The organism is Arsenophonus sp. ENCA, from assembly GCF_002287155.1.
Classification (GTDB): Bacteria; Pseudomonadota; Gammaproteobacteria; order Enterobacterales; family Enterobacteriaceae; genus Arsenophonus; species Arsenophonus nilaparvatae.
Genome location: NZ_NHNG01000811.1, coordinates 1 through 1,472, shown reverse-complemented (window position 1 = coordinate 1,472; position 1,472 = coordinate 1). Strand labels below are relative to the sequence as shown.

Annotated in this window: 4 protein-coding genes; 2 read left to right on the top strand and 2 right to left on the bottom strand. The window is 43.2% G+C overall.

The window, feature by feature from the left end; genetic code table 11:
- Window positions 1–238: 238 nt before the first annotated feature.
- Window positions 239–397, bottom strand: coding sequence for a hypothetical protein (locus CBG25_RS21015; protein WP_290605287.1), 159 nt, complete (start codon window positions 395–397; stop codon window positions 239–241).
- A 99-nt stretch (window positions 398–496) separates the two neighbouring features.
- Here CBG25_RS21015 and CBG25_RS21010 point away from each other — a divergent pair, with 99 nt between their 5' ends.
- Entirely contained in the window at window positions 497–808 is a 312-nt protein-coding gene (locus tag CBG25_RS21010) for an ATP-binding protein (RefSeq protein ID WP_290609000.1), read from the top strand.
- Between the two features lie 67 nt (window positions 809–875).
- Entirely contained in the window at window positions 876–1,127 is a 252-nt protein-coding gene (locus tag CBG25_RS21005) for a hypothetical protein (protein ID WP_290608999.1), read from the top strand.
- Window positions 1,128–1,209: 82 nt separating this feature from the next.
- On the opposite strand, the gene CBG25_RS21000 is transcribed toward CBG25_RS21005, so the two are convergent.
- Window positions 1,210–1,472 (bottom strand): transposase (locus CBG25_RS21000; RefSeq protein WP_290603799.1); only part of this gene is annotated, 263 nt, incomplete at its 5' end.

Genomic DNA, 1,472 nt, shown 5'->3' with positions numbered 1-1,472 from the left:
TAACAAGCTGAAAATTCAGCGGCTAAATTTTTCAATTCTTCGACTGATAATCCAATGATTGCTTTACATAAACGATTATCTCGTAACAGCCGCTCTTTGTTGATCATTTCAAACCTTTATTCTCTAAGTTAAACCTCTTTTTATTCTCAATAGCGTGACAAAAAATGCAAGTCTCTATTCAGCAACTAGTTTACTATCTTAAGAACAGTTTCATTGTTCCACTAACCGCGTCATTTCGTCAGGCAGGGCTTATTTTGGATGCTACCGCCGCCAACTCACGTATTGGAGACTGGCTGAGTTCAATAGCTAATGTACGTAAACATGGCACTACGGGTGTATCGCCGGAAGAGCGCATGCTACAAGAACGCTTAGCACTGTTGCCGCTGCCAAAAGTCATGCAAGCATTTCCTTTACCGATACATCAGACTCGCCCGATTCCTATGGAGAGCCTACAACATCCTTTGTCCGTCTATCAATCGATTCTGGAGATGCCTATATGAGTCTTCAGTATGAACGCATCGAAAAATTCTGCGAGCAGCTTAAACTGGAAAGACTAAGCACAGAGTGGCCAGCTGTAGCGCAGGCAACTGTCGACAAGAACGGTACACACGCTGACTTTCTAGAGTCTGTTTTACGACTCCAGTATGAAGGACTTACTGAACGTCGGCGTCAAACGATACTCCGTTTATCTGGGCTGCCAGTGATAAAGACGTTGGAGCAGTTTGATTACAAATATGCCAGCGGTGTTCCCCGTAACCAAATACAGGAACTGGCTGGACTGGCTTTCATTAAACTAGTTGCTGAATAGAGACTTGCATTTTTTGTCACGCTATTGAGAATAAAAAGAGGTTTAACTTAGAGAATAAAGGTTTGAAATGATCAACAAAGAGCGGCTGTTACGAGATAATCGTTTATGTAAAGCAATCATTGGATTATCAGTCGAAGAATTGAAAAATTTAGCCGCTGAATTTTCAGCTTGTTATTTGATTTATCGGAAAAAGAATCGAAAAGATCACGAGCGGCAGATGGGTGCAGGGCAGAAAGGATTTATCCCAACCCCACTAGATAAACTGCTKKKYAYYTYRAAAAACTCAAGATTTTCAATTAACCCTTGGCTTTCATTCTAAATAATTAGATTTTTTTTGATTATCACGTTACTGATTCTATCGCACATTGCCCTGGCTAGGGCCATTTGACCCATTCTGGGCGTCAGAAAGCCACGATGCACGCGCTCTGGAAGTACGCCAACCGCTTTAGGTTGTAACATGCTGCCATCATCGTCATGGCAAAATTAGCGCGCACCTGTCCAATGGTGCGGATCAGTTTTCTACCCATTTGTTCCATCGCCGCAAATGCATGTTCAACCCGTGCCCTAGTCTTTGCAATCCTGTGGTTTCGCCCTTGCTGAGTCTTGGACAACGGTTTGTTTCGATGGCCTTTACGCTGAATCTGGCTCCTATAGCCGTTTGCCT